Source organism: Pectobacterium atrosepticum (genome assembly GCA_019056595.1).
Lineage (GTDB): Bacteria > Pseudomonadota > Gammaproteobacteria > Enterobacterales > Enterobacteriaceae > Pectobacterium > Pectobacterium atrosepticum.
The window spans coordinates 4,015,858-4,042,192 of the sequence record CP036163.1 but is presented as its reverse complement, the minus strand read 5'-3'; the positions used below and the strand labels follow the sequence as shown (position 1 = coordinate 4,042,192).

The 26,335-nt window shown below is 51.6% G+C and carries 27 protein-coding genes; 16 read left to right on the top strand and 11 right to left on the bottom strand.

Features of this window, described 5'->3' with window-relative positions:
• From DCX48_19085 to DCX48_19075, 3 genes are all read left to right on the top strand, one after another.
• Positions 1 to 453, top strand: coding sequence for a DUF1987 domain-containing protein (locus DCX48_19085; protein QXE16427.1), 453 nt, complete (start codon positions 1 to 3; stop codon positions 451 to 453).
• Positions 440 to 1,147, top strand: a complete 708-nt coding sequence (locus DCX48_19080; GenBank protein QXE16426.1) for a GGDEF domain-containing protein — start codon at positions 440 to 442, stop codon at positions 1,145 to 1,147. The genes DCX48_19085 and DCX48_19080 overlap by 14 nt, the downstream gene beginning before the upstream one ends.
• A 79-nt stretch (positions 1,148 to 1,226) precedes the next feature.
• Positions 1,227 to 2,120 carry a LysR family transcriptional regulator gene (locus tag DCX48_19075; protein QXE16425.1) on the top strand — a complete coding sequence of 298 codons (894 nt, stop codon included), beginning with the start codon at positions 1,227 to 1,229 and terminating at the stop codon, positions 2,118 to 2,120.
• Here the strand turns inward: DCX48_19075 and DCX48_19070 are convergent.
• The 4 genes from DCX48_19070 to DCX48_19055 all read right to left on the bottom strand — a co-directional run bounded on the left by DCX48_19070 (position 2,117) and on the right by DCX48_19055 (position 6,718).
• Positions 2,117 to 2,833, bottom strand: coding sequence for a sulfite exporter TauE/SafE family protein (locus DCX48_19070; protein QXE17312.1), 717 nt, complete (start codon positions 2,831 to 2,833; stop codon positions 2,117 to 2,119). The genes DCX48_19075 and DCX48_19070 overlap by 4 nt on opposite strands.
• A 593-nt stretch (positions 2,834 to 3,426) precedes the next feature.
• On the bottom strand, positions 3,427 to 4,497 hold the full coding sequence (mltB, locus tag DCX48_19065; GenBank protein ID QXE16424.1) for a murein transglycosylase B: 1,071 nt from the start codon (positions 4,495 to 4,497) through the stop codon (positions 3,427 to 3,429).
• A gap of 136 nt (positions 4,498 to 4,633) precedes the next feature.
• Complete coding sequence (locus DCX48_19060; protein QXE16423.1) at positions 4,634 to 4,975, bottom strand: alkylphosphonate utilization protein; 342 nt, start codon at positions 4,973 to 4,975, stop codon at positions 4,634 to 4,636.
• 120 nt (positions 4,976 to 5,095) lie between these two features.
• On the bottom strand, positions 5,096 to 6,718 hold the full coding sequence (locus DCX48_19055) for an EAL domain-containing protein (protein ID QXE16422.1): 1,623 nt from the start codon (positions 6,716 to 6,718) through the stop codon (positions 5,096 to 5,098).
• 292 nt (positions 6,719 to 7,010) lie between these two features.
• Between DCX48_19055 and DCX48_19050 the strand changes: the two genes are divergently transcribed.
• The 8 genes from DCX48_19050 (at position 7,011) to DCX48_19015 (ending at position 15,581) form a co-directional block, all read left to right on the top strand.
• On the top strand, positions 7,011 to 7,532 hold the full coding sequence (locus DCX48_19050; GenBank protein ID QXE17311.1) for a sigma-70 family RNA polymerase sigma factor: 522 nt from the start codon (positions 7,011 to 7,013) through the stop codon (positions 7,530 to 7,532).
• Positions 7,529 to 8,491, top strand: a complete 963-nt coding sequence (gene fecR, locus DCX48_19045) for a fec operon regulator FecR (protein ID QXE16421.1) — start codon at positions 7,529 to 7,531, stop codon at positions 8,489 to 8,491. Before DCX48_19050 ends, fecR begins: the two co-directional genes overlap by 4 nt.
• A 211-nt stretch (positions 8,492 to 8,702) precedes the next feature.
• Positions 8,703 to 11,051, top strand: a complete 2,349-nt coding sequence (locus tag DCX48_19040; GenBank protein ID QXE16420.1) for a TonB-dependent receptor family protein — start codon at positions 8,703 to 8,705, stop codon at positions 11,049 to 11,051.
• A 73-nt stretch (positions 11,052 to 11,124) separates the two neighbouring features.
• On the top strand, positions 11,125 to 12,039 hold the full coding sequence (locus DCX48_19035; protein QXE16419.1) for a Fe(3+)-dicitrate ABC transporter substrate-binding protein FecB: 915 nt from the start codon (positions 11,125 to 11,127) through the stop codon (positions 12,037 to 12,039).
• A complete protein-coding gene (gene fecC / locus DCX48_19030) occupies positions 12,036 to 13,031 on the top strand; it encodes an iron-dicitrate ABC transporter permease FecC (GenBank protein QXE16418.1) in 996 nt (331 codons plus the stop codon). The genes DCX48_19035 and fecC overlap by 4 nt, the downstream gene beginning before the upstream one ends.
• Positions 13,031 to 13,990: a Fe(3+) dicitrate ABC transporter permease subunit FecD gene (fecD, locus tag DCX48_19025; GenBank protein ID QXE16417.1), complete on the top strand. Its 960-nt coding sequence runs from the start codon at positions 13,031 to 13,033 to the stop codon at positions 13,988 to 13,990. The genes fecC and fecD overlap by 1 nt, the downstream gene beginning before the upstream one ends.
• Positions 13,991 to 14,758 (top strand): Fe(3+) dicitrate ABC transporter ATP-binding protein FecE, encoded by a 768-nt coding sequence (locus tag DCX48_19020; protein ID QXE16416.1) that lies wholly within the window; start codon positions 13,991 to 13,993, stop codon positions 14,756 to 14,758.
• 193 nt (positions 14,759 to 14,951) lie between these two features.
• A complete protein-coding gene (locus DCX48_19015; protein ID QXE16415.1) occupies positions 14,952 to 15,581 on the top strand; it encodes a glutathione S-transferase in 630 nt (209 codons plus the stop codon).
• Between the two features lie 80 nt (positions 15,582 to 15,661).
• Here DCX48_19015 and DCX48_19010 read toward each other — a convergent pair whose 3' ends face one another.
• The gene (locus DCX48_19010; protein ID QXE16414.1) at positions 15,662 to 15,889 is read right to left on the bottom strand and encodes a hypothetical protein; all 228 of its coding nucleotides are present in this window, start codon (positions 15,887 to 15,889) and stop codon (positions 15,662 to 15,664) included.
• Positions 15,890 to 15,903: 14 nt separating this feature from the next.
• Positions 15,904 to 17,328, bottom strand: coding sequence for a UbiD family decarboxylase (locus tag DCX48_19005; GenBank protein QXE16413.1), 1,425 nt, complete (start codon positions 17,326 to 17,328; stop codon positions 15,904 to 15,906).
• A gap of 200 nt (positions 17,329 to 17,528) precedes the next feature.
• Between DCX48_19005 and DCX48_19000 the strand changes: the two genes are divergently transcribed.
• Entirely contained in the window at positions 17,529 to 18,008 is a 480-nt protein-coding gene (locus DCX48_19000) for an Hcp family type VI secretion system effector (GenBank protein QXE16412.1), read from the top strand.
• A 75-nt stretch (positions 18,009 to 18,083) separates the two neighbouring features.
• Positions 18,084 to 18,428, top strand: a complete 345-nt coding sequence (locus tag DCX48_18995; GenBank protein ID QXE16411.1) for a hypothetical protein — start codon at positions 18,084 to 18,086, stop codon at positions 18,426 to 18,428.
• Between the two features lie 14 nt (positions 18,429 to 18,442).
• Here the strand turns inward: DCX48_18995 and DCX48_18990 are convergent, their stop codons facing one another.
• On the bottom strand, positions 18,443 to 19,237 hold the full coding sequence (locus DCX48_18990; protein QXE16410.1) for a DUF4225 domain-containing protein: 795 nt from the start codon (positions 19,235 to 19,237) through the stop codon (positions 18,443 to 18,445).
• A gap of 599 nt (positions 19,238 to 19,836) precedes the next feature.
• Here DCX48_18990 and mutS point away from each other — a divergent pair.
• Positions 19,837 to 22,359: a DNA mismatch repair protein MutS gene (gene mutS / locus DCX48_18985; GenBank protein QXE17310.1), complete on the top strand. Its 2,523-nt coding sequence runs from the start codon at positions 19,837 to 19,839 to the stop codon at positions 22,357 to 22,359.
• A gap of 72 nt (positions 22,360 to 22,431) precedes the next feature.
• Here the strand turns inward: mutS and nlpE are convergent, their stop codons facing one another.
• Both nlpE and DCX48_18975 read right to left on the bottom strand, forming a co-directional pair.
• The gene (nlpE, locus tag DCX48_18980) at positions 22,432 to 23,130 is read right to left on the bottom strand and encodes an envelope stress response activation lipoprotein NlpE (GenBank protein QXE16409.1); all 699 of its coding nucleotides are present in this window, start codon (positions 23,128 to 23,130) and stop codon (positions 22,432 to 22,434) included.
• Between the two features lie 68 nt (positions 23,131 to 23,198).
• On the bottom strand, positions 23,199 to 23,753 hold the full coding sequence (locus tag DCX48_18975) for a YaeQ family protein (GenBank protein ID QXE16408.1): 555 nt from the start codon (positions 23,751 to 23,753) through the stop codon (positions 23,199 to 23,201).
• Positions 23,754 to 23,992: 239 nt separating this feature from the next.
• Here DCX48_18975 and DCX48_18970 point away from each other — a divergent pair, with 239 nt between their 5' ends.
• On the top strand, positions 23,993 to 24,193 hold the full coding sequence (locus DCX48_18970) for a YaeP family protein (protein QXE17309.1): 201 nt from the start codon (positions 23,993 to 23,995) through the stop codon (positions 24,191 to 24,193).
• The gene (rof, locus tag DCX48_18965; GenBank protein QXE16407.1) at positions 24,180 to 24,440 is read left to right on the top strand and encodes a Rho-binding antiterminator; all 261 of its coding nucleotides are present in this window, start codon (positions 24,180 to 24,182) and stop codon (positions 24,438 to 24,440) included. Before DCX48_18970 ends, rof begins: the two co-directional genes overlap by 14 nt.
• A gap of 85 nt (positions 24,441 to 24,525) precedes the next feature.
• Here rof and tilS read toward each other — a convergent pair whose 3' ends face one another.
• Positions 24,526 to 25,863: a tRNA lysidine(34) synthetase TilS gene (tilS, locus tag DCX48_18960; protein ID QXE16406.1), complete on the bottom strand. Its 1,338-nt coding sequence runs from the start codon at positions 25,861 to 25,863 to the stop codon at positions 24,526 to 24,528.
• Positions 25,853 to 26,242: a VOC family protein gene (locus DCX48_18955; protein ID QXE16405.1), complete on the bottom strand. Its 390-nt coding sequence runs from the start codon at positions 26,240 to 26,242 to the stop codon at positions 25,853 to 25,855. The genes tilS and DCX48_18955 overlap by 11 nt, the downstream gene beginning before the upstream one ends.
• Between the last annotated feature and the right edge of the window lie 93 nt (positions 26,243 to 26,335).

Genomic DNA, 26,335 nt, shown 5'->3' with positions numbered 1-26,335 from the left:
ATGAAAAATATAACGACCATAAGCAACCTCCATATTTCGGGGACATCCTGTACCCCGGCAGTTGATTTCCACTTTGACACACACCGTCTTTATCTTTCCGGCGAATCTTATCCTGAGAATGCGGCGGCGTTTTATCGCCCGCTGCTCACCGAGATTCAGGCATATCTGCATGCATTGACGACCTGCGCAGAAACGATGCCACCGGATGAGGCACTCCCGAGCATCGAAATACACGTCTCCCTGATTTACTTCAACAGCTCCAGCACCAAGATGCTGTTCAGTTTATTCAACCTGCTTAACCAAGCGGCTGAACAGGCGCTCTCTATTGCGCTGTATTGGTATTACGACAAAGACGACGACATTGCAGAAGAATTTGGTGAAGAACTCCACATCGATTTCCCTGCCCTGACCTTTCACAGCACGATTTTGAGTGATAACCATGAGCACAATTGAATTGTTTACACCGGAATATGACATTCTGCTCGCCGCGCGCAACATTGCTAACCAGCAGGAAAGGCCAGCAGAAGTCTATCGCGATACGCTAATGGCATTAACCGATCACTACCAGCGATTGGTACGAGAGTCGCATCGCCTGATTTCACGCAGCGATCGGGCAGAGAAAGAGCTCAATCGTCTGAATGCGCAGCTCAATCAGTTGGCGGTCGAGTTAGAGTACAAAGCCAGCCACGATCCGTTGACCAGCGTGTATAACCGTGGCGCGATTATTGAACGCATAAACCACGCGCTGGAACGCAATCAGGCAGCGCTCATCGTGTTGGATATCGATCACTTCAAACAGGTGAATGACACCTATGGTCACCCTACCGGCGACGCCGTGATCTGCGATCTGGTATCACGTGTACAGCACGTCCTGAATACCACGAGCAGCATTGGTCGCGTCGGCGGTGAAGAGTTCACGATCCTGCTGGAAGGACATACGCTCATGCAGGCCGTCGCCCTCGCCAGCCAACTCCATCAGGATCTCAACAGGATGCCACTCAGCGTGCTGCCACAGCAGCGCGTTACTGCCAGCTTCGGCGTCAGTTGGGCACCGCAGAAGACCAGTTTTGATGCGCTATACGGTGCAGCAGACGTGGCGCTCTATAAAGCCAAAGAGAAAGGAAGAAATAGGGTGGAGTTTCAATAAGTCACAGGCTGGGCGATTGCCGTCGCCCTGACTCGCGACCATAATAGTGGGTATCGGCTCACCCGAGACAGATTCCCCTATGCGATTCGATTTAACCGATCTTCGGCTGTTTCTCAATATTCAGAAAGCAGGCAGCATTACCGGTGGTGCAGCGGCATCCAGCCTGACCGTGCAGGCCGCCAGCGAACGAATACGGGGAATGGAAGAGGAACTGGGCGTACCGCTGCTGTTGCGATCAAAAGCAGGCGTCTCGCTTACCGACGCAGGTTTTTCACTCGCGCACCATGCCCATATTATCCTGCGTCAGGTAGAACATATGCGCAGCGAATTACACCAATACGGCAAAGGGCTACGCGGCCACATTCCCCTGTTGTGTAACTCGGCAGCGCTGAATGAATATTTACCCGCCCTACTTGGCCGCTATTTGGTGGTTTGTCCGCAGATATCCGTAGCGGTGAATGAAAAGCTCAGCCGCGATATCGTTGATGCGATCCGCAATCAAACCGCCGACCTCGGCATTGTGGCCGATTCCGTGACGCTAGACGGACTGGAGACTCGCCCGTTCCGTCAGGATGAACTGGTGGTTGTGGTTCCTCGTACCAGCATCTGGTCTGGCACAACGCCGCTTGCCTTTTCCGCCATCGCCGACGCCGAATTTGTCGGGCTTAGTGAAGGTGCTGCGTTGCAGGAACACATTGATGAACATGCCAGAAAGCTAGGAAAACGCCTGAATTATCGCGTGCGCCTAGCCAGTTTCGATGCCGTCATGCAGGTGATTCACAGCGGTATCGGCATTGGTATTCTTCCGCGACATGCGGCACAGCGGATGATGGAACGGCTAGAGGTTCACACCATCCCGCTGTCAGACGATTGGGCGACGCGCAATCTGGTTATCTGCGCCCGTCAGTTCTCCGCTCTGCCCGGCTACGTTCAGGATTTCGTGGCGTTTATTACCGAAGCGTATGCGGATTAGAGCAGCCCGCGTGCCACCATGTATCCACCCAGTGCAATCAGTCCGATAAAGAAGCAGCGCCGGAAAAGCAGTTCACTAATCGCGTGGCGCAAACGTTGCCCTATCATCATGCCGAGTAGCGCGGGAATCAGTGCCAGCAACGACTGCCAGAGATCGATGCCCTCTAGCCCGCTCCCCCGCATGAGCTGTAACGCCAGCCCCAGCGTGGAGACGGTAAACGCCAACCCCAACGCCTGTACCAGATCGTTTTTATTGAGTCGCAGACATTGCAGGTAAGGCACGGCAGGAATCACAAAGACTCCCGTTGCCGCTGTGATTGCACCAGTGATGTAGCCCACCAGCGGCGAGAGCCAGATTTCATGGCGTCCCGGCTGCGGCAAGGTGGTCGCCACGATGCCCCAGAGGCCGTAAACCACCAAAATGCCGCCGAGCGCTGCGCTCGTCCATGACGACGATGAGGTGAGCGCGGGCAGCCCATTCCATAACGTCCCAATAATGATTCCGGCAAATAGCGTCCAAAACCGCTTAATCAGGCTAAGAAAGGCCGGGCCGCAGACGAGCTGCCAGATGTTGGTCACCAGCGAAGGAATAATCAGCAACCCTGCTGCGCTGGCTGCTGGCATGACCAGCGTTAACAGCCCCATGGCGATTGTCGGTAATCCCAGGCCAATCACACCTTTCACCATGCCAGCCAGCAGGAACACCACCATCATCGTCATTGATTGCCTCGGTTTGCAACAGGTTGATTTACAAAAGACCCCACGAACGAATATTCCAATAAGGTGGCGGCGGGTGTCTATGCGGATTGTATTGAGGCTGATTCAAGGAAAATTGGAGGCAAAGGGAGGATTGAGAGTCTTGGAGTCACATATTTATGCAGGCTCAGAGACCGTTTCGTGCGCCATAATGCTGTTATTTCATGCTACCTCGTAGCACGCGCCCGACGCAGGGCGCTCAGTCGCCGCCGCCCTGCGAACCCTGGCTTCCGGCTAAATTATGTCGCTGCGCGATGCCATCGTCGGTATCAGGCTTAACGGACCGCTTGCGACACGTTTACTCGCCCCATAAATGGGGCTCGCCCTACGGGCCAGCACAAGTGCTGTTCAAAAACGTCTCTGACATTTTTGTCCGACGTGGCGCAAGCTTTCGCCGCGTCCATGCGGCTCATCCTAAGCCTACTATCTCCTCAGCATAATTTCTTACGCCGGATAACGGCCAGACCCGATGGCGTCCTTACATTGTGTATAAGGATCTTCCCTTGCGAAAGAGAAGACGGATACGGCATAAGCAGCACCCACAAAATATCTTAACGCGCGCGGCCTACGGCTTCACCGAGTTGCCATACGGCCATCGCATAGTGCGTGCTGTGGTTGTAGCGCGTGATGGTGTAGAAGTTCGGCAGTCCGTACCAGTATTGATATCCCGTTCCGATATCCAGCCGCAGTAGGCTGGCTTCACTGTATCCCGCCAGCGAATGCTGTGGCGTTAGCCCTGCGGCCTGAAGTTCAGTGAGCGAGTAACGGGTATTAAAACCGTTCGGAAGTAGCGGCGCTTGACCGTTTGCCGGCACCGCAACAGGCGCGCCCTTCACCCAGCCGTGCGCTTTGAAATAATTGGCTACGCTGCCAATCGCGTCCACCGGATCCCATAGGTTGGTGTGTCCGTTGCCGTCGAAATCCACGGCGTAATTCTTGAAGGATGAAGGCATAAACTGCCCGTAGCCCATCGCACCCGCGTAAGAACCACGCAGGCTGAGTGGATCGTTGCCTTCTTTACGTGCCATCAGCAGGAAGGTTTCCAGCTCGCCCGCAAAGTAATCGGCACGTCGTGGGTAATCAAACGCCAGCGTTGCCAATGCATCAATGATGCGCGTTTTCCCCATCACTCTGCCCCAGCGGGTTTCAACGCCAATAATGCCGACGATGATCTCAGGAGGAACGCCGTAAATATTCTGGGCACGCTGTAGCGCATCCTGATATTGATTCCAGAACGCCACGCCGTTCTGCACGTTGTCAGGCGTAATAAACTGATTGCGGTAACGGTTCCAGGCACCGTTCGGCCCTGAAGGTGGCCGTGATGTCGGAGCCTGTTTATCCATCAGACGGATCACCCAATCCAGACTTTTCGCCTGTACCAGCACATCATGCAATTGCTGACGATTAAAGCCATGTTCCTGCACCATTTTATCGACAAATCGCGCAGTGGCGGCGTTAGTCGCAAAATCACCGCCCAACGGATGGACATTGTGTGCAGGTTCAAGCAGGAAACCACCGTTGAAAGGATTCCCCGAAGGCGCTTCTGTGGGAGGAGGAGCTGGCTGACTGCTACAGGCAGAGAGCAAAACGAGCAGAGGGAGAAAACGAACCAAATGACGCATCAGATATCCGTATAGCCAGGTAAGAAATCAATATCAGCTATGGTAAAGGATTGTCTGATGTGAAAAAACCAGCCAGAGGTGAAAAAGTGCCGCGCGCCAACCAAATGGAAGACCCGCGCGCACCATCACACCCGAATCAGTTTTTCTTCACAAACTCGGATTTCAGCTTCATCGGGCCAAAACCGTCGATTTTGCAATCAATGTTGTGATCGCCTTCCACCAGACGAATCCCTTTCACGCGGGTGCCGATTTTCAGCGGGGTCGAGCTGCCTTTGACTTTCAGGTCTTTAATGACCGTTACCGTATCGCCATCCGCCAGCAGATTGCCGTTGGCATCTTTTACCACTAAAGCATCATCCTGCGCCGCCGCATCACCTGCCGCCGACCACTCATTTCCGCATTCAGGGCAGTTGAGCATTTCGCCCTCTTGCCAGGTGTATTCAGAACTGCATTTTGGACAATGAGGTAACTGTTGCATGATAAACTCCTGAAAAATACACAATAAAAAAGCAATAAATATCATTAGGTAACTACCATATTTTCGATATTTTACCCTTTTATGCACATTTTTGATAGTGAAGCAGCGTTTATCGCGACTTTACTGCCCACCTGACCTGGTTTCCCGTCTTGCTGCCAGAAACGCAATTAAGGCTTCTTGCGTGAGCGCTTTGGAATACAACCAGCCTTGTGCATAAGCTACGCCAAGGCTTTTCAGGTAGGCCTCCTGAATGGGGGTCTCGACGCCTTCGGCAACAATTTGTTGGTTAAGGCAATGGGCCATGCTGACAATATGGGACAGCACAATGTCGGTGGGGGAATGATTATTAATATTCCAGACAAAAGACTTATCGATTTTAAGCGTATTGGCTTTGACTCGCTCAAGATATGATAGCCCAGAATATCCGGTACCAAAATCATCAATGGCAACGTCGATGCCTTTTTGTTGATACAGTTCCACCATAAGTCCGGCTTTCTGTGGTTCGATCATTGATGATTCCGTTAATTCGACACTAATATTCGTCCCTTCAAGATCGTGTGCGGCAATGTGCTCCACGAGATAATTGAAAATGGAAATATCCTCGAATTCCGCCGCCTCAAGATTGATGGAGACAAACATCTCAGGGTAAATTTTCTTCAGTACGTTGGCCGTTTGTAGTGCCTCATCAATAACGTATAACGTCAATTCTTTCATCAACCCAATCTGACGAATCATGGGAATAAAGGAATCCGGCATAATTAAGCGCCCGTCCGAATGACGCCAACGAATCAGCGCTTCACATCCCACAATCTGAGCGGTATTCAGTTCAATAATCGGCTGATAATGCAATTCAAACTCTTTTTGCTTCAGTGCCTGATTAAGAACATAAAGCGGGCTCTGGAGAGTCAGTGTTCGTCGGGATATCAGCGTGGAAAGCAGCAGGGAAAGGAGAAGGAAAAGAGGCAAAGCAGAGAAAAAAATTGTCAGATAGCGTGCGGTACTCACGGGTTTATCTGCACTCACCACCAGAGCAAGATTACTGTTTGATAGCGGTTTCAGAACATAATATTTATTATCAATATAAAACCTATCGGTTCGATTTTCTCCCGTTACCAAGCGGGGAAAAACACCGTCACTGATCGAGTCCGACAAGATAACCTGCCCATCCTGTTTTTTTCTCTCCAGCAATGCACACTGGATATTATGGCTATAGGAGGGAACATCCAGAAATGAACGCGGATTTAACACAACAAGATGACGCGTTGCGCCAACATAAATCATTCTCTTATTACTATTCAGCGGGCTTTCAACGTTATACCAAACCCCATAGGCGTTTTTATAGACAAAATCGGGTTCGGAAAGAAACATCGTATTAATTTCGTTCAGCATCGAAGAACAGCGAGGCCGATTCCCGTCGATATAGACCACGTCCTGAATATAATCGTTGTCGTAAGCCACCCTGCGGAGCACATTCAGGTGCGGATTGTCACAATAAGGCAGGCTATATTCTTCTAATCTATCCAGCGCGGAGGTCGCCTGCCCCATTATTTCGCCAGCATGTTCAAGCGTGAGATTAGAAAAAGTCTCTACATCCCCTTCAAACTGTTTGAGCGTGAAAATCGAATGAATAACCAGCGCCAACGCAAAAAGCGAGGCCAGAATAAAAAATAGGCTGGAGGATAGTAAGAAAAAACCTTTCTTAAAATAGAGCGTTTGAAAATAAGCTAACAGGTTCTTTCTCATAGGAAGGGCGACGTATCATCATCACGAGAGAGCCAACATAGCACACAACCTCTCCCGACAATCTATGGATATACTAAATAATTATGATTTTAGCGTTTCGATAACTGTCTGGCTCAGCGAGCCTCGACAACATGAAGACAATATCTTTATTTGCTTTAAAAACAGCCAGTTACTTTCTATCACTTTTTTTGGAGCAATATCCTACCGTGATTATATTGTAATGAGAACCATTATCATATTAACATAGCGCTCTATTATTGACCGCCGATACACTTTTCTGCTTCTGACCATGATGTCTGACCACGCTACCACTTCTGCCGAACTGACGTTTGAATCACTCTATGGTTCGCATCACGGCTGGCTGAAGCACTGGCTGACAGGCAAGCTCCAATCTTCTTTTGATGCCGATGACATTGCTCAGGACACCTTCCTGCGTGTGATGAACGGCGAGTCGCTAACCACAATCCGCGACCCCAAATCTTTCCTGTGTACCGTTGCCAAACGCGTGATGGTCGATCTGTTTCGCCGCAATGCGCTGGAAAAAGCCTATCTGGATAGGCTGGCGCAGTTGCCGGAAGCGCTTGCGCCCTCCCCAGAGATCCAGCAACAGCAGCTTGAGACGCTCCAGCAGGTCGATCTCATGCTCGATGGTCTGAACCACAAAGCGCGACAGGCGTTTCTGCTTTCTCAGCTTGACGGCATGGCCTACGCTGAGATCGCCACGCGGCTGAATGTCTCCATCAGTTCAGTCAAAAAGTACGTTGCCAAAGCCACAGAGCATTGCCTGCTATTTCGTCTGGAGCACGGACTGTGAGTCTTCCGCTGACAGAGTCTCAACGTCAGGCGCTGCGCTCTGCCTCGCATTGGTATGCGGTGCTCAGCGACGAACGTGTGAGCCCACAGCAAACCGAGAAATGGCAGCGCTGGTATGAACAAAATCGGGACCACCAATGGGCCTGGTTACAGGTAGAAAGCCTGCGCAGTCAGATGAATGTCGTGCCGGGTAACGTCGCACACCGCGCGCTTCAGGATACCCAGCTAACCCGTCGCCGCGTGATGAAAGGCATGCTGCTGCTGTTAGGCGTGGGCGGCAGTTGGCAACTTTGGCGTTCCGATACCGGAACGGGCCTGCGAGCAGACTACACCACGGCTAAAGGCGCGATTCACCAGCAGCGTCTGGAAGACGGGACATTGCTCTCGCTTAACACCAACAGCGCCGTCGATGTCCGTTTCGATCCACAGCAGCGGCGCATTCATCTCTGGTATGGTGAAATCGCGATGACCACCGGGCAGGATGCCAACAACCGCCCTTTCTATGTGCAGACACGGCAGGGGCAACTGACCGCGCTGGGCACCGAGTTTACGGTACGTCAGGAAGAAGGTAGCACTTTGCTGAGCGTGCAACAGCACGCGGTGAAAGTCGTACTGGCAGACGATCCGACACAAGAGCGCATCGTGCGTCAGGGCGAAAGCCTGCGCTTCAGCGTGCGGGAACTGGGTGAAACCCAATCCGCAGAGGAAGAAGACAGCAACTGGACGCAGGGTATCCTCAGCTTCAGTAATAAACCGCTCGGAGACGTGATGGCGACCCTCTCGCGTTACCGTCACGGCGTACTGCGCTGTAGCCCAGAGGTCGCTACGCTACGCTTAAGCGGCACCTTCCCGCTGAAGAATACCGATACGGTATTACAGGTCATTGAGAAAACACTACCCGTTAAAATTCAGTATATTACGCGCTACTGGGTCAATATCCTCCCGCAAACTAAACGATAACGAAAAAAATTATCATTCTTGATTGTCCTTTTTCTCCCTCTCGTTCGACTTAGGTATATAGCCTAAATAATTCGAGTTTCAGGCAGGCGGCAAGAGAAGGAATCCCGATGAGCTTACACAAGTAAGTGATTCGGGTGACTGAACGTAGCCAACGCACATGCAACTTGAAGTATGACGGATATGAATACAAAAAAATGATGATGGAGAGGTTATGACGCCCTTACGCGCCATTCGTAAAGCAACACCTTTAGCTATAGCGATACAGCTCAGCCTGCTGTCGACAGTCGATATCACGACAGGGATGGCCTACGCAGCCACTGCGCCCGCCACCGCACGCTACGATATTGCTGCTGACGATTTAGACAAGGCACTTAACCACTATGCTGTGCGCAGCGGAATTACGCTGTCGGTGGATGCCAGCCTGACACAGGGAAAGCGCAGTAGCGGCCTGCACGGTGATTACACCGTAGAGGGTGGCCTGAAAGCCCTGCTTGCGGGTAGCGGTTTGCAAGTGAAAGCGCTGGGCGATAACGCCTGGACGCTGGAACCGATCCCTGTGTTAGCCGAAGAGACGCTGACAGTCGTCGGCGACTGGCTGGGTGAAGCACGTGAGAATGACGTTTTCGAACATGCTGGCGCGCGTGATGTGATCCGTCGTGAGGACTTCGCCAAGACCGGTGCCACCACCATGCGCGACGTCTTAAACCGTATACCGGGTGTTTATGCGCCGGAAAATAACGGTACGGGTAGCCACGATCTGGCCATGAACTTTGGTATCCGCGGTCTGAGTCCGCGTCTGGCCAGTCGCTCCACCGTTCTGATGGACGGCATTCCGGTACCTTTTGCTCCCTACGGTCAGCCGCAGCTTTCCCTCGCCCCCATTTCTCTTGGCAATATGGATGCTGTTGACGTAGTACGCGGCGGCGGCGCAGTACGTTACGGGCCACAGAGTGTCGGTGGCGTCGTAAACTTTGTCACCCGCGCGATCCCGAAAGCGTTTGGCATTAGCGCTGGCGTAGAAGGCCAACATAGCCCGACGTCTTCACAGCACAATCCGAAAGAAACTCACAACCTGTTGGTTGGCGGCACGGTCGATAACGGTTTTGGTTCGGCATTGCTTTACTCCGGCACGCGCGGCAGCGACTGGCGCGAACATAGCGCGACGCGTATTGACGACGTCATGCTGAAAAGCCGCTACGCGCCAAACGAAGTGCACACCTTTAACAGCCTTCTGCAATATTATGATGGCAGCGCCGATATGCCGGGCGGGCTATCGCGTGCCGATTATAATGCTGACCGCTGGCAGTCAACACGTTCGTACGATCGCTTCTGGGGACGTCGTCAGCTTGCCAGTTTTGGCTATCAATACCAGCCAGATCAGCAGCATAAATTCAACATTCAGAGCTTCTACACGCGCACGCTGCGCAGCGGCTATCTGGAACAAAACGCGATCCTTACCCTGTCTCCACGCGAATATTGGGTGCGCGGCATTGAACCCCGCTACAGCCAGAGTTTTACTCTCGGTTCCTCCGCTCATGAAGTGGGCGTAGGTTATCGCTATGTCAGCGAATCCACCCACGAAGTGCGTTATTTCACCAGTACCGCCAGCAAGACGCTGCCGAGTACCAATAGTCCCATCGACCGCGAAACCCGCGCGGGGACAGAAGCGCACGCCTGGTACATCGACGATCGCGTTGATATTGGCAACTGGACAATTACGCCGGGTATGCGCTTCGAGCACATCAAATCCCATCAGGACAATACGCTGAAAAGCACAGGTGAAGCGGTCAGCTACAACGCACCGCTGCCTGCCTTGAACGTCCTCTATCACGTCAACGACAGTTGGAATCTTTATGCAAACACCGAAGGATCATTCGGCACCGTACAGTACAGCCGAATTGGCAAGGCTGCTAAAAGCGGCAAAGTGGAGCCAGAAAAAGCGCGTACCTGGGAAGCCGGCACCCGCTACGACGATGGTGCGCTAACGGCAGAAATGGGCGTCTTTCTGGTCAACTTTAATAACCAGTATGACTCCAACCAGACCAACGATACCGTCACCACCCGAGGGAAAACCCGCCATTCGGGGCTAGAAACACAGGCTCGCTATCACCTCGCCGACCTGTCACCCCGTTTAGAAGCGGTATCAGTTTATGCGCGCTACGCCTATGTGAATGCTGAAATTCTCGAAGCAGGCGATACCTACGGCAATCAAGTGCCCTTCTCTTCAAAACACCGGGGTGGATTCGGCGTCGATTACCAACCGGGCAACTGGACGTTCAACCTGAACAGTGAGTTCCAGTCCAGCCAGTTTGCCAATAATACCAACACCGTTGCCGAAAGCGCCGATGGCAGCGCCGGACGTATCCCTGGCTTTATGCTGTGGGGCGCTCGTGCCGCCTACGACTTCGGCCCGCAGTTCTCTGACCTCAATCTGGCCTTTGGTGTGAAAAACCTGTTCGACCACGATTACTACACGCGTTCGAACAGCGATGACAACAACAAAGGGATTTATGCTGGCCAACCCCGCACCTTCTATATGCAGGGCTCGCTGAAATTCTGACTGTCACGCTATCTCTCGCCGGGCAGATGCCCGGCCTGACTATTGAATGATCACGACTATTAGGAGTTACGCTATGTTTGCTCTACTTCGCGTTGCACTGATTACAATGCTTTGTCTGTTCGGACTGGGTCGCGCCAATGCAGTAACGGTGCAGGATGAACAGGGTTCCTTTACGCTCGACACGCCGCCTCAGCGCATTGTGGTGCTGGAACTCTCTTTTGCCGATGCACTGGCCGCGATAGACGTCAGCCCAGTCGGCATCGCCGATGACAACGATCCAGACCGGATCCTGGCAGAAGTCCGTGAACACCTAAAACCGTGGCACTCAGTGGGAACGCGTGCGCAGCCGAGCCTCGAAGCCATCAGCGCGCTGAAGCCTGATTTGATTATCGCCGACAGCAGTCGCCACAGCGGTATTTATACGGCACTGAAGGCTATCGCTCCGGTACTGCTGCTGAAATCACGCAACGAAACCTATGATGAAAACCTGCATTCGGCGGAAATCATCGGCAAGGTATTAGGGAAAGACAGTGCGATGCAGGCTCGTCTTGCTAAGCATCGCGCGACCATGAAAGCCTACGCAGACCAGCTTCCCAAAGGCACGAGCGTCGCTTTCGGCACCTCGCGCGAACAGCAGTTTAACCTGTATTCCAGCGAGGCCTACACCGGCAGCGTGTTGGCTGCTCTGGGTCTGAGCGTGCCGAAACCCATCAATAATGCCCCGATGGCCTCCATCAATTTGGAACAGCTGCTGGCGATTAATCCACAGTGGCTGATTGTGACGCACTATCGCGAAGAAAGTATTGTGAAACGCTGGCAGCAGGATACGCTCTGGAACATGCTGGAAGCACAGCAAAAACAGCAGATTGCCGCCGTCGACAGTAACGCCTGGGCGCGGATGCGCGGCATCTTTGCAGCGGAACGCGTCGGCAGCGATACGGTGAAGATTTTTAAACATCAGCCCGTTAGCATCAGCAGCGAGCAATGAGGCAAAATTCCCATCCGTTCTGGCGTTGGGGATTACCGATAACAGTGCTGCTGGGCGTGTTCTGGCTCAGCCTATTCTGTTATTCCGCGATCCCCATTCCTGCACTGAGTGCCCTCAAAGCGCTGATTACGGGATCGCCGTCTTCGCTACCGGAGGCGCTGGTGCTCAACCTGCGCCTGCCTCGTAGTCTGGTTGCTGTACTGATCGGCGCCAGCCTGGCGCTGTCCGGCGCTCTGCTTCAAACCCTGACCCATAATCCTCTGGCTTCTCCTTCTCTGCTCGGCATCAACAGCGGTGCGGCGCTAGCGATGGCACTGACCAGCGCGTTCACATCTTCGCTTTCCGGCTATCCCATCGCCTTTGTTGCCGCCTGCGGCGGTGGCCTGTGTTGGCTGATGGTGATGGCAGCGGGCGGCGGCTGGCGACAAACGCTCGATCGTAATCGCCTGATTCTGGCAGGTGTCGCGCTTTCTGCCCTGTGCATGGCCTTAACCCGCATCACGCTGCTGCTGGCGGAAGATCACGCCTATGGCATTTTTTACTGGCTGGCGGGTGGCGTATCGCACGCACGCTGGGTGGAATTCTGGCAACTCTTCCCCTTTGTCATCATCGTCATCCCCGTTGTCCTGCTAATGGCAAACCAGCTTAATTTACTGAATATTGGTGACGTAAGCGCCCATACGCTGGGCGTCAACTTGGGTCGCCTACGCCTTGTCTTGAATCTGGCAGTGCTGGTATTAGTCGGTGCCTGCGTGAGCGTAGCCGGTCCGGTGGCGTTTATCGGTCTGTTAATACCGCATCTGGCACGTTTCTGGATCGGGTACGACCAGCGAAAAATGCTGCCCATGAGTATGCTGATGGGCGCGGCATTTATGCTACTGGCCGATCTGCTTGCCCGTGCGCTCGCCTGGCCGGGCGAACTGCCTGCCGGCGCGGTACTGGCACTGATCGGTGCCCCCTGTTTTGTCTGGCTGGCAAGGAAACGAGGATAATGCGCCCCGTCACTGTATTTATCTCGATTACGCTGCTGTTACTCGCCACTAGCGTTCTGGCGCTGCGCATGGGAGCAATTCCGCTACCGTGGTCGGCGTTGATGAGCGGTTGGTACAACGCCAACGAACATCATTACGTACTGACGCAGTATCGCTTGCCCCGCGTGCTACTGGCGCTGTTCGTCGGTGCAGCGCTGGCAATTTCCGGCGTGTTGGTTCAGGGGATCGTACGTAACCCGCTAGCCTCGCCGGATATTCTCGGCGTAAATCACGCGGCAAGCCTGGCAACTGTCAGCGCGCTAATGCTGGTGCCTTCACTGCCGGTGATCTGGTTGCCGGTCCTAGCGTTCATCGGCGGCATCGCCGGGCTGCTACTTCTGCGACTTATCGCGGGAACATCATCACCCATGCGGCTGGCGCTCATCGGCGTTGCGCTGTCTGCTACCTGGGCAAGCCTCACCGATTATCTGATCCTCTCCCGCCCGCAGGATGTCAACAACGCGCTGCTGTGGCTAACAGGGAGCCTATGGGGACGCGACTGGTCATTCGTCATGGTCGCGCTACCCGTCCTCTGCGTACTGATTCCGATCAGCCTGCGCTTTTGCCGCGATCTGGATTTATTGGCACTAGGCGACGACCGTGCCAGTACGCTGGGTGTCAATATTGGGCGTATTCAGTTCTGGGGATTGACGCTGGCAGTAGCGCTCGCCGCGACTAGCGTGGCCGTCTGCGGGCCCATCGGGTTTATCAGCCTTGTCGTGCCGCATCTGATCCGCTATCTGGTGGGAGGACGACACCACTGGCTTCTTCCTGCTTCAGCCGTTGCTGGTGCGTTGGTACTGCTACTTGCCGATCTGCTGGCGCGTACGCTGAACCCACCAATGGAATTACCCGCCGGGGTGCTAACCGCGATTATCGGTGCGCCTTGGTTTTTTTGGCTTCTCGTGAGAATGCGATAAATGGAACTCACCACACAAAACCTGACGGCAGGTTATGGCGATAAACGTATTCTTGACGGCCTGTCGCTGTCGCTGCCTGCGGGAAAAATTACCGCCCTGCTCGGCCCCAACGGCTGTGGAAAGTCAACGCTACTGAAGTGCTTCGCCAAGCTGCTCACTCCAGAATCCGGTGCTATTCAGCTCAATGGCAAGCCGCTATCTGCGTTCTCTGCTCGCCAGCTTTCACGTCATCTGGCGCTGTTACCACAGCAGCATTTGACGCCGGAAGGGATTACCGTACGTGATATGGTGGCCTACGGACGCAGCCCCTGGCTATCGCTGTGGGGGCGGTTATCACAAGACGATATCCAGCGCGTGCAGTTCGCGATGGAGAAAACGCACATCGTCGAGCTGGCCGACAAACGGCTAACCGATTTGTCCGGCGGACAGCGGCAGCGGGCGTTTCTGGCAATGCTGCTGGCGCAGGATACCCCCGTTGTACTGCTCGACGAACCGACGACTTACCTCGATATCAATCATCAAGTGGAACTGATGAAGCTACTGCGCGAACTGAACCAGGCTGGAAAAACGGTGGTAACCGTCCTGCACGATCTGAATCAGGCCAGCCGCTACTGCGATCATCTGGTGATGTTGGCGGATGGGCGCGTGATAGCGCAGGGTTCACCGCACGAAGTGATGAAACCGGAATTACTGCAACGAGTGTTCAGCATCGATGCGGAGATCCATGCAGAGCCGGTATCAGGTCAACCAATGTGTGTGGTGAAGTGAGCGCGGATCATGTTCTTATCCATCAAGATGAACGCAGCAACCTCATAAAAATATTTATGCCTCTACGAAAATAACCTTGTTAGCCGAAAGCCAACGGAATCGCTACTCTACGTGTACTACATGGAATCAATACACGTCGTGGGGCAACATCATGACGATTAGCTCAAACCATCAGAATTTAAGGAAACGTAATATGGGATTAAAATTACACCATCTTAATGATTCACGGTCTGTTCGTATCCTCTGGTTGCTTGAAGAAGCCGGGATACCTTATGAGCTTGTCAGATATCAGCGAGATGAAAAAACGCATCTGGCACCCGCATCACTGAAAGCGATACATCCTTTAGGTAAATCACCGTTGATTGAAGAGGATGGAAAAGTCATCGCAGAATCTGGTGCGATCGTTGAATACCTGATCAATCGCCATGCGAGACACTTAGCGCCAGATGCAAACGCAGCCGAATATATTGATTATCTTCAATGGATACACTTTGCAGAAAGCTCCGCGATGCTGCCGGTTTTATTGAAGATTTTTGGCGAATTTGAAAAGAATACCGGAACCACACTGAATTTCCTTGAGGGTTACGCTGACAACGAATTCGATAAAGTCTTTTCATTTTTAGACGACACGCTGGCTTCGAGAGAATTTATTGTGGGTGATACCTTAACCGGCGCGGATATTATGCTGGGTTTCGTTATTAATACCGTCGTGGAACGACTCGTTCCTGCTGAACGTTTCCCCAATATTCAACGCTATTCACAGCGGCTGAAAAATCTGACTAGCTGGCGAAAAGTCCAGGATATTGAAGCAAGCGCAGAATAAAGAATAAACGCGAGGTACCCTGAAACACGGCGCATCGCGTTCAAAAATAACCACGATTGAGATGATTAATTCAACACCACCTATTTCGTCAACAAGGGCGGAATAGCGGGAAACTCAAGCGCCGCCGCTATATCTTTCTGCGTAATACGAAAAGCTTCAGGGTAATGCTCGCGGCTAATACGGCGCAGCGGTTCGGTATCACGCCAGGTATACAAACAGCACTGGCACTGATATACCGTCCAGACGCCTTTCACTGGCGATGTCGCCATCACTTCGATCTGCTCATCGGCACAACGTGGACACACCATTTATCACTCCTTAGTTATCGATTCGCCAGCATGGCAGACAGTTTTTCAACCCAGACTTTGGCTTCAGGCAAATCCTTCACGGATTGGCTGTAGTGACCACGGATATCCGGCGCGACGGGCGTTGTAGCATCAATGATCAGTTTGTCGGTGATACCTGCTGGGCTTGAGCTCGGATCCAACGCCAGCACAGGCATATTCGGCAGTTGAACCAGATCGCCAGCCGGGTTCACTTTGGCAGACAGTGCCCACATGACCTGGGGAAGGTTAAAGGGATCAACATCCTCATCAACCATGATAACCATTTTCACATATCCCAGTCCGTGTGGTGTAGTCATGGCACGCAACCCTACTGCACGAGCAAACCCTCCATATCGTTTTTTGGTGGAGATAATCGCCAGCAATCCGTGGGTATACATCGCGTTAACTGCCTGAACCTCTGGGAACTCCGCTTTTAATTGCTGATAGAGCGGCACGCAGGTTGCGGGGCCAATCAGATAATCGACCTCGGTCCAAGGCATACCAAGGTACAGAGATTCAAAAATCAGTTTAGAGCGATAGGACACTTTATCAATTCTCACCACGGGCATACTACGGCCACCAGAATAATGCCCAGTGAATTCACCAAACGGCCCTTCAATTTCGCGCTTACGGCTTTCAATCACGCCTTCCAGAATAACTTCGGAGCCCCAGGGAACATCAAAACCGGTGAGCGGTGCAGTAGATATAGGGTACGGACTTTCACGCAGCGCACCCGCCATTTCATATTCCGATTGATCATATTTCAGCGGCGTTGCCCCCATTAGCGTAATAATGGGATCGTTACCGAGGGTAATAGCAATGGGCAAATCCTCGCCGCGCTCTTCTGCCTTCCGGAGATGCATGGCAATATCGTGCATCGGCACCGGTTGCAGGCCCAGCTTACGTTTGCCCTTGACTTCCATCCGGTAAATACCGACATTTTGCTTACCGAAATGCTCGGGATCGTCGGGATCGCGTGAAACAACGCAGGCCTTATCCAGGTAGAAACCGCCATCACCGTCGTTTAAACGGAACAATGGCAGGAGAGCGAAAAGATTGATGCCATCCCCCTCCAATGCATTTTCTGCCCACGGCGGGTTCTCGCGTCGTTCCGGCGCAACTGGGAAGTTATCCCATCGGCGAATGAACTCATCAATTTGCTGTTTTACCGGTGTATTTCCCGGTAATCCCATAGAGATGGCATGATTCGGCCATGAACCTATCGTATTCATAACGACATGTGCATCAACAAATCCTTTAATATTCGTAAAAGATAGCGCGGGTGCCCCTTCCCCAATACGTCCCGTTGCATTGGCCGCAGCGGCCAAATCTGGCTCAGCCTGAACTTCCTCATCGATATGCAACAGTTGGCCATTTTCATCAAGTGCGTTTAAAAAACCGCGTAAATCATCAAATGCCATATCCAGATTCCTTTCTTCCGAATGAGTGACAGAATAATCAGTCTAGTTTCTACCTATGATGCTGCAAGAAACGTGCGAACCGCCTCGCGCAATGCGCGGTAACGGCTATTGACTCATTTACCAAAAAATGCAGAAATTACCCTCCCATAAGGAAAAAGGATTTATGGGGCAGGATTATGGATAATATTAAGGAATAAATAATGGCAAATTTGATCTATCTAAAACTCACTGGCGTAACGCAAGGTCTTATCTCTGCGGGCTGTTCAAGTGCAGACTCGATTGGCAATAAATATCAGACTTCCCATGAAGATGAGATTTTTGTTTATGAGTTAATGAATAGAATAACTCGGCAGGATAATGTTTCCCTCAACCCTGTGGAAATCAGAAAACCGATAGATAAGGCAACGCCTCTTCTGGCACAGGCATTAGGTGATAACGAAAAACTAACCTGTGAATTTCTGTTTTACAGAACGTCCCAATCCGGTGGCAACGAACTCTATTTTAAAATGGTGCTAAGAGACGCCATTATCAATGACATTCAGTTTTTCTATCCTAACTCATTAACACATAATGAAACCCAGCCACAGGAAAGCATTTCGTTTAAATTTGCATCAATCGAATGGGAGCATGTGGTAGCAAGAACCAGTTCTTTCCTCTTATGGACTGATTCGACTTACTAATACATAATTGATGGGTGATAGTGTTCAAATATTGCTACACCCTATAAAATATAATAAAAACCAGGAGAAAAAACCATGAATGACCAAGAGACAGAAAAGGAACTCTTAGCGAATGGTTTCACACAGAATGATATTAACTTCATGAGAAAGATAATCTCTCGTGGTGAGGATAGTGAAGAGACGCTACAGAGATTGATTCATACATTACGAACACGGTTTTATAACGGGTGCTTTTTGTTTGTTGTTATAATAGCTGCATTTACCATTAATTTTATTTTTAACACACGAGCTGATTTAATTGAATTCTTTGTTTACTTTTTTGTCATGATGCTTTCTCTTTTTTTAGTTTATCACATAGGGCCAATGAAATTGGCATATAAGTCATATTCCTACCTAAAGAGAAAGGGTAAGATGGGCTGATCCAGCCTATTATCTTAAAGAGAGTCATCTTTATATATATCAGACATTATTCGTATCTTATTTCCAGCCCCGATCATCTTCAACATCAGCGATGCTCTGCTCATCGTATTTATTTTTCTATAATAATCGCTGGGAATATATCGAAAAAGCCTCCAGGCATCAGGTTTCAGCGTTAATTTGACGATACCATAGAATGAAGTGACAAGATCGACTGAATGATAAGCCAACAAGCCTGATCTTTTATCAAACCCCAAAAATTCTGCTGTACGTACATAGCCAGACTTCATAAATCCTACTGAATCCTCACGCCCAATAAGATGAAAAATACTCTCACTAAGTGAACTTGCTCCATTTAGAGCGATATGTGCCCCAATAAATCGACCTAAATAACCAGTCGCGGCATAAGCGATTCCAACTCCAGAAACAAACTGGGCACCACCAACAATTACACCGATTGCATTTATTGTATAACCAAATTCCTTATCTCTTTTCTCCATGCTGATGGTAATAAATACCTTGGCTTTTTCAAGAGAAAGCATTGTTCCTTGTTTTTCAATATTGGCACATTCTTCCTTGATATTATTAATAGCAACCTGACATTCCGATGAGCTACTGGCATTTCTAACGATGTCCAGATTTCCATTAGAAAAACGTCGAATTTCGTCTTCAAATTTTGCTTTAAGAAAGAGATCGTTAATATGACGAGCGGAAACAATTCTGGCTGTCTTTATTAGATCAAACGAGGCTGCCTGAGCCATAGCCAAAAAATATTGATTATTAACACTATTTCTATTTAGGTAATTGTCCATATCTCGCATCCTTGACGTTAAAGAACATTGAGAACCATCATCCATTCCCTTGCTTATCTGTTCTGCTAATCAGCTAACTTTCGCCCCTTCGGCTCAATCCCCTGCTTTCTCAATTCCTGACGAGCAAGCGCTTTGAACCCGTTATCGAGGCTGATACCTTACTTTTCTGTGTCAATCTTACCTTATGAATGATCGCGACGTTGGGCAAAAATCCCACCTATTATCAGCTTAACAATAGTGATAGCCTCAGACCGCATTCGATCTTCACTTCATTGACTTAAGGATTCGGGGCAAACTTGCGAGCCGCATCGCGCGCCTGAGCAATAGAGGAAAAATCGCATACGCATCCCTGTCTCAGTCTGGTAACGTCGTCTGACGCCAAATCACTGCCATCAATGTTAAGATAGCGCACTCGCAGGTGATGTTTTTCATCTGCCAGTCAGTATACTTCTGGCATTCCATTTCAATGCTCAGGTGACGAGCCATTGGCAAGATTTAACATCGACCCTACGCCATCATCTGAATGAACCAAAGCGTTAAGACTGAGTAAAATCAATATGAAAGATTCTACCGACAAGGATTTCACTGCCCACACTCCGATGATGCAGCAGTATTTTAGGTTAAAGGCTGAACATCCGGAAATCCTGCTGTTTTACCGTATGGGCGATTTTTACGAGCTGTTCTTTGACGATGCCAAGCGGGCTTCTCAACTGCTGGATATTTCGCTGACGAAACGCGGCGCTTCCGCAGGGGAACCGATCCCGATGGCGGGCGTTCCTCACCATGCCGTTGAAAACTACCTTGCCAGACTGGTGCAAATGGGCGAATCCGTCGCGATCTGTGAACAGATCGGCGATCCCGCCACCAGCAAAGGGCCAGTGGAACGTAAAGTCGTGCGTATCGTCACGCCAGGAACCATCAGCGACGAAGCGCTATTGCAGGAAAAGCAGGATAACCTGCTGGCAGCAATCTGGCAGGACGGTCGGGGATTCGGTTACGCCACACTAGACATCAGCTCTGGACGCTTTCGCGTAAGTGAACCCGCCGATCGGGAAACCATGGCGGCCGAATTACAGCGCACCAATCCAGCAGAGTTACTCTACCCAGAATCCTTTGAGTCCATGGAGTTGATCGACAATCGTCATGGGCTCCGTCGTCGTCCGATGTGGGAATTTGAACCCGATACCGCACGCCAGCAGCTTAACCTGCAATTTGGTACCCGCGATCTGACCGGTTTTGGCGTAGAACAGGCAAAGCTCGCGCTGCGAGCCGCCGGATGTTTGCTGCAATACGCGAAAGACACACAGCGCACCTCGCTGCCGCATATTCGTGGCATTACAATGGAGCGCCAACAGGATGGCATCATCATGGATGCGGCAACTCGCCGTAACCTTGAACTGACGCAAAACCTGTCAGGCGGCGTAGAAAATACGCTGGCTGCCGTACTGGACTGCACCGTAACAGCGATGGGCAGCCGGATGCTGAAGCGCTGGATTCACATGCCTAGCCGCGATATTGATGCGCTTAAGCAGCGTCAGCAGGCTATCAGCGCATTGCAGGAAATCACACCGGATCTGCAGCCCTACCTGCGGCAGGTCGGCGATCTGGAGCGTATTCTGGCGCGCCTCGCGTTGCGCACGGCACGTCCGCGCGATCTGGCTCGAATGCGCCATGCTTTCCAGCAGTTTCCCGATATCCGCGAACAGCTTGCGCCGCTGGATACTGATTCCGTTCGCCGTTTGGTCAGCCTTATTGGGCAATTTGATGAACTACGCGATTTGCTGGAACGCGCCGTTGTCGAAGCACCGCCAGTCCTTGTACGCGACGGCGGCGTTATCGCGCCGGGTTACCATACGGAACTGGATGAGTGGCGAGCACTGGCTGACGGTGCCAGCGATTATCTGGACCGTCTGGAAATTCGTGAACGTGAAAAACTGGGGCTTGATACGCTGAAAGTCGGGTTCAATGGTGTGCACGGCTATTACATTCAGGTGAGTCGAGGCCAGAGCCATCTGGTGCCGATCCACTATGTACGCCGCCAGACGCTGAAAAATGCCGAGCGCTATATCATTCCCGAGCTGAAAGAATACGAAGACAAGGTTCTGACCTCGAAGGGCAAAGCGCTGGCGCTGGAAAAAGCACTCTACGATGAGCTTTTCGACCTACTGTTACCTCATTTAGCGGAACTCCAGCAAAGTGCGGCAGCACTGGCCGAGTTGGATGTCCTGACGAATCTGGCGGAACGCGCCGATACGCTGAATTACGTCTGTCCGACGCTGAGTGACAAACCCGGCATCAAAATCGCAGGTGGTCGTCACCCGGTCGTCGAACAGGTACTTCGTGAGCCGTTTATCTCGAACCCTCTGTCACTGTCACCACAGCGTCGTATGCTGATCATTACCGGCCCCAACATGGGCGGTAAAAGTACCTATATGCGTCAGGCAGCGCTGATTGTGCTGATGGCGCATATCGGCTGCTTTGTGCCAGCGGATCAGGCGGTCATTGGTCCGGTCGATCGTATTTTCACCCGCGTGGGTGCAGCAGACGATCTGGCATCTGGTCGATCCACCTTCATGGTAGAAATGACCGAAACGGCGAACATCCTGCACAACGCCACGGAAAACAGTCTGGTGCTAATGGACGAAATCGGCCGCGGCACCTCAACCTATGACGGTTTGTCGCTAGCATGGGCCTGCGCCGAAAGTCTGGCAAACCGCATCAAAGCGATGACACTGTTTGCAACGCACTACTTTGAGCTGACCACCCTGCCGGAAAAAATGGAAGGGGTGGTGAATGTCCATTTAGATGCACGCGAGCACGGCGATACCATCGCCTTTATGCACAGCGTGCAGGATGGCGCAGCCAGCAAAAGTTACGGGCTTGCCGTTGCCGCATTGGCAGGAGTACCAAAAGAAGTGATTAAACGCGCACGCCAGAAACTGAAAGAGCTGGAAACGTTGTCGAATAATGCATCATCCAGCCATATCGATGGCGCGCAGCTAGCGCTGCTGAACACTGATGAACCGTCACCGGCGATTGAAGCGCTGGAAGCCATCGATCCTGATGCGCTTACGCCACGTCAGGCGCTGGATTGGTTGTATCAGCTAAAGAAAATGCTCTAACGCGAGTCAGCGCGGGCTAATAAATAGCAAAAAGGCACTGAAAATCAGTGCCTTTTTCTTTTAAACATTGAATCAGTCTATCTGTGTATCGCAGTTTGCTCGCGCCTTCATACGTGCTTTATCGCTGCCGTTAGGGACAACGGCCTTCACCATCTGCCCTTCTTCCATCGACGGAATGATGGCAAAATGCGCAGTTAGAACAAGTAATACTGGTTCAGCAGCTTGATCTCTCACGCGAAAATATTGTCTTTCCAACTCCGCGCTGTCATCCATCACAAAGGTTTTTCCTGTCGCGCAGTCAGAGAAGGTCGCGACGTCCGCCATATAGCGGTATATTCCCTTCATTACCATCGGCGTGTTTGGCAGCGGCTGCTCGGTTGCCGTCAACTGACGAGGAAGAGATGAATTGATGGGCAAACCTTGTTGATCCAACATTTCAAGGGTGCCATCAACTGGGCGGAAGTAACGTTTTTCGCCCGCGCTGTCCGTCAACACCAGCTTATCCGCGGTGCGTCTCCATTGCCCATAGGAAGCGAACGTGTTGTTACCTTCTCGCGTCGTTTGATACTGTTCACGCAGAATAAATGTCCCGTCTTTTTCCAAAAACAGTGACGTATCAATCCCTCCGCAGTCCGCACAGGGTAAAACGCCACGATAACTTTGCGCCATTGGTTTAAGGGGCTCTTCCTGAACTTGTGAGCGGGTATGGCACCCGATCAACCCAGAAATCCCTGCTATCAACAGCACACCGATAGCCAGTTTTTTCATCATTATTTTTCTGTCCCTCTGTCCTGTTTTCCCGTTCTTACCCATGCGCTGGAACGTACCCCAACTCGTTATCATCCCTGAGTCTGAGGAATTTTCCACTCAGAAAATGCTATTTCAAGACTATTCTTATCGTCAGACAACCAGATCGTGCCTTCCTGAATGGTTGCCTGCAATGACATGGTGCGCTGAACCAGTCCGGCAAGTTGAGCTAGTTGATTATCATCTAAAAAGCGGATAGTCAGATTCTTGTACCCGGAGACTTTACCCGATATGGCACTCCACCAAACCTGTGCCGCACGCTCGTTGTAGGCGTACAGCACAACTGCACGGGACTGGTTGCAGGCTTTCTTCAGCCGCTTTTCATCCGGCAGGCCTAGCTCAATCCACAGTTCCAGCTCCATCGTATCATTACGTCGCCAGATTTCCGGCTCGTCATCTGCGCTAAGCCCTTTGGTAAAGCGCAGGTTTTCATCAGCATGGCAAATCCACGCTAAAAGTCGCAGCATCATACGCTGCTCAGTTTCAGACGGATGCTGCGCTATCGTCAGATTCGCGTCGTGAAAAAAATTCCGATCCATATCGGCAATATTGATTGCTGCTTTGTAAACCGTTGCTTTTAATGCCATCAGTGACCTCGTCTTTATTCCCCCTAGTTTACTTGAGTTAGCGCCATCCTCACAGTAAAGGTGATATCTGCCACGTAACCGATAGATTAGGCCTCTAAGGACTACTGATATCCTGTTAATCCCTATGCTATAGTCGGTTTGATAAATAGAGTTTATCTTCGTAGGCTTACAACATCGCGCACCACAGCGAGTGATGATGCATGAATATCTACCGAGCTAAGCTTTCAAGGGAGAATATAGTGCAAGAATACTGTGAATTAGTACGTCGCTTATACGCAGAGATCGCCGGTGGCGCTCTGGGCTATATACCCGATTCGCTGGGTTGTGTTTTGAAAACCCTGGATAGCATTGCCGCAAATGAGGCGTTGCCATCCTCCGTCAGGGAACAGGCAGCTTTTGCCGCCGCTAACTTATTGGTGAGTGATTATGTCAATGAGTAATGAATATCAACCCATCAACTGTGATGATTACGACAGCCTGGAAGCCACCTGTCAGCAGAATCTGACGCTGACGCTGGAACTACGCAATGGTGAAGTTGTGACCGGAAAAGCCAGTGACATGATCTCACGTAAGCAGATCGAATATCTGGTGATTGAAGCCTCCGGTACAACGCGCGAACTGCGCCTCGATCACATCGTCAGTTTCAGTCATCCCGAAATAGGGAAGGTCGTCGTCAGCGAATCCTGATGGACTTCTCCTTTCATTTAGCGGCAAACGCTGAATAAATGCTTCCAAAACGGACAACTCAGGTTGTCCGTTTTTATTACCAACGTTAGTTTCTTTCCCAAACGATGTGCCATAAGGGCTGATGTTCTCTCACCTGCCCTTCTCGCGTAACGAACCGTCCCACGGCCGCAATCAGTTGCTCGTTGTAGAAAAGCAGCGGCGTACGGTCGCGCCACCAGGGTGGAACGCCCAGCTCCTGCCAGAGTTTCTTGATTTGCCGCCCGTGTGCTCTGCCAACAATATGTACGGTTCCGCTGGTCGAAAAGCGAATACTTACCGTTTCACCGTTTTTCGGCGCGCGAACCGCGACCCCACTATCAGCAAGCAACAGCGTACCTAAGTTGTCAGGGAGAGATAACGGGCATGACGTCGGTTGCCACGGCAGAACGCGGTCTTTGAGCGATGGCATCAGCGGCAGTAGATAGAGATGCTGACGAAAACGGCGAATCTGCATCTGATTCAGTTGCAATATAGGTTCCGCATCCCGTCGACTCGCCGCAACCTCATCCCAGAGTCGTTGCAACTGATCGCGCGCGGGCATCGTCGCCCCTTGCTGTGCCAGCCAGCGCCGCAGTAGCGCAAAACGCCGCACCGGGCTTAGCGGCACCAGACCGTCAATGCTCAACGCACCATCCGGCTGGCGTAGCGTCCGCAATGATTCCTCCAGTAACTCATCGAGCAATTGTTCCTGTTCGGCACAAAGCTCGGCGCTACGCGCCACGGCAGAGGGGAAATGCGGCCAACGCTGAGTCAATCGCGGTAAGATCTGGCGGCGTAAAAAATTGCGGTCAAAGCGTTCATCTTGATTGCTGTCGTCTTCAATCCAGCGAAGCTGGTGCCGCTGTGCGTAAGCTTCCAGTTGGAGACGAGAAAAACCTAATAGCGGACGCACTAAACGATGATGGCCAAGGAAGCTGTTAGCCGCCATCGCAGACAATCCGGCAGGCCCGCTGCCGCGTTTAAGCGCCAGTAAAAAGGTTTCGCTCTGGTCATCAAGGTGCTGCGCAGTCAGCAGGGTCTCGCCCTCTTTCAGGTGCACTTGCAACGCCTGATAGCGTGCGGTTCTGGCTGCAGCTTCAATACCGCCGTTCTGCGCCTCAACCGTCACTGCCAGCGAGGAAAACGGCACCTGCCAGCGTTCACACTGCTGGCGACAATGTTCAGCCCAGCTATCCGCCAGCGGATTTAAGCCGTGATGGATGTAAGCCGCACGAATAGTCTGCCCAGAACGCTGACGCACGGTCACCAACAGATGCAATAGCACGCTAGAGTCCAAGCCACCGCTATAGGCCAACAAGATCGACCCGCATCCGGCCGTTTGCGTCACGATCGTCTGGAGTAACTCATCGTCAGGTTCGGTGCGGTCCACAGTATCAGATCTCATACAGTTCTAAGGGCAGGCCATCAGGATCGGAGAAAAACGTGAAGCGTTGCTGCGTTTCAGGATCGATCCTTACGGGTTCACAAATGACGCTAGCCTGCGCCAGTGAAGCAATCGCCTGCTCTACATCAGCCACAGCAAAAGCCAGATGGCGTAAACCGCAAGCCTCCGGCCGACTGACACGCGCAGGTGGATGAGGGAAAGAAAATAGCTCAATGGTATAACGCCCATTCAGCGAGAGGTCCCCTTTCCATGACTGCCGCGCCGCACGATAGACCTCATTGTTCAACGTAAATCCCAACACGTCACAATAAAATGCCTTGCTGCGTTCATAGTCAGAGGCAATCACTGCAATGTGGTGTACATCGAGCAATTTCAGCATTATTCCAACCCTCATAGCAAAAAATCCGCTGTCATTACTGACAACGGATTTTCAAAGTAACGCCAGAATAGCCTGATTGATAATACTGCAATC

Coding starts and splice junctions, on each gene's coding strand:
- DCX48_19015 (QXE16415.1), top strand. CDS start 14,952: ATGGGATTAAAATTACACCATCTTAATGATTCACGGTCTGTTCGTATC.
- DCX48_19000 (QXE16412.1), top strand. CDS start 17,529: ATGGCAAATTTGATCTATCTAAAACTCACTGGCGTAACGCAAGGTCTT.
- tilS (QXE16406.1), bottom strand. CDS start 25,863: ATGAGATCTGATACTGTGGACCGCACCGAACCTGACGATGAGTTACTC.
- DCX48_18975 (QXE16408.1), bottom strand. CDS start 23,753: ATGGCATTAAAAGCAACGGTTTACAAAGCAGCAATCAATATTGCCGAT.
- DCX48_19005 (QXE16413.1), bottom strand. CDS start 17,328: ATGGCATTTGATGATTTACGCGGTTTTTTAAACGCACTTGATGAAAAT.
- DCX48_19085 (QXE16427.1), top strand. CDS start 1: ATGAAAAATATAACGACCATAAGCAACCTCCATATTTCGGGGACATCC.
- DCX48_19055 (QXE16422.1), bottom strand. CDS start 6,718: ATGAGAAAGAACCTGTTAGCTTATTTTCAAACGCTCTATTTTAAGAAA.
- DCX48_18995 (QXE16411.1), top strand. CDS start 18,084: ATGAATGACCAAGAGACAGAAAAGGAACTCTTAGCGAATGGTTTCACA.
- DCX48_19040 (QXE16420.1), top strand. CDS start 8,703: ATGACGCCCTTACGCGCCATTCGTAAAGCAACACCTTTAGCTATAGCG.
- fecC (QXE16418.1), top strand. CDS start 12,036: ATGAGGCAAAATTCCCATCCGTTCTGGCGTTGGGGATTACCGATAACA.
- nlpE (QXE16409.1), bottom strand. CDS start 23,130: ATGATGAAAAAACTGGCTATCGGTGTGCTGTTGATAGCAGGGATTTCT.
- DCX48_18990 (QXE16410.1), bottom strand. CDS start 19,237: ATGGACAATTACCTAAATAGAAATAGTGTTAATAATCAATATTTTTTG.
- DCX48_19035 (QXE16419.1), top strand. CDS start 11,125: ATGTTTGCTCTACTTCGCGTTGCACTGATTACAATGCTTTGTCTGTTC.
- DCX48_19020 (QXE16416.1), top strand. CDS start 13,991: ATGGAACTCACCACACAAAACCTGACGGCAGGTTATGGCGATAAACGT.
- mltB (QXE16424.1), bottom strand. CDS start 4,497: ATGCGTCATTTGGTTCGTTTTCTCCCTCTGCTCGTTTTGCTCTCTGCC.
- DCX48_19050 (QXE17311.1), top strand. CDS start 7,011: ATGTCTGACCACGCTACCACTTCTGCCGAACTGACGTTTGAATCACTC.
- fecD (QXE16417.1), top strand. CDS start 13,031: ATGCGCCCCGTCACTGTATTTATCTCGATTACGCTGCTGTTACTCGCC.
- DCX48_19075 (QXE16425.1), top strand. CDS start 1,227: ATGCGATTCGATTTAACCGATCTTCGGCTGTTTCTCAATATTCAGAAA.
- DCX48_19010 (QXE16414.1), bottom strand. CDS start 15,889: ATGGTGTGTCCACGTTGTGCCGATGAGCAGATCGAAGTGATGGCGACA.
- rof (QXE16407.1), top strand. CDS start 24,180: ATGTCAATGAGTAATGAATATCAACCCATCAACTGTGATGATTACGAC.
- DCX48_19080 (QXE16426.1), top strand. CDS start 440: ATGAGCACAATTGAATTGTTTACACCGGAATATGACATTCTGCTCGCC.
- DCX48_19060 (QXE16423.1), bottom strand. CDS start 4,975: ATGCAACAGTTACCTCATTGTCCAAAATGCAGTTCTGAATACACCTGG.
- mutS (QXE17310.1), top strand. CDS start 19,837: ATGATGCAGCAGTATTTTAGGTTAAAGGCTGAACATCCGGAAATCCTG.
- DCX48_18955 (QXE16405.1), bottom strand. CDS start 26,242: ATGCTGAAATTGCTCGATGTACACCACATTGCAGTGATTGCCTCTGAC.
- DCX48_19070 (QXE17312.1), bottom strand. CDS start 2,833: ATGATGGTGGTGTTCCTGCTGGCTGGCATGGTGAAAGGTGTGATTGGC.